Origin of the sequence: Mesorhizobium sp. M00.F.Ca.ET.216.01.1.1 (assembly GCF_004010325.2) — a bacterium.
Lineage (GTDB): Bacteria > Pseudomonadota > Alphaproteobacteria > Rhizobiales > Rhizobiaceae > Mesorhizobium.
This window is the reverse complement of sequence record NZ_SADR02000669.1, coordinates 1-278: the sequence shown is the minus strand read 5'-3', so window position 1 is coordinate 278 and position 278 is coordinate 1. Positions and strand designations below refer to the sequence as shown.

The window sequence follows — 278 nt, the reverse complement described above, 5'->3', positions numbered from 1 at the left end:
CGTGGCGCAGGCAAGCGCGCTTGGAGCCAAGCTCGACGCGGTCGTTATCCCTTGCGGCGGCGGCGGTCTGTCGAGCGGCATCTCGATCGCCGTCAAGGATGTTTTGCCCGGCACGTCTGTCTGGGCGGCGGAGCCCGAGCACTTCGACGACACGACACGTTCGCTTGCCAAGGGGGAAAGGGTGTCGAACGAGCCAGGCCACGTCTCGATCTGCGATGCGCTGCTGGTCGCCGAACCAGGCGCGCTCACCTTCGAGATCAATCGCAGCTATCTCGCCG

Annotated in this window: 1 protein-coding gene; it reads left to right on the top strand. The window is 65.8% G+C overall.

Annotated features, from left to right (window positions below; translation table 11 throughout):
- Positions 1-278: pyridoxal-phosphate dependent enzyme (locus EN859_RS37870; protein WP_135913788.1), on the top strand; the 278-nt coding region annotated here is incomplete at both ends.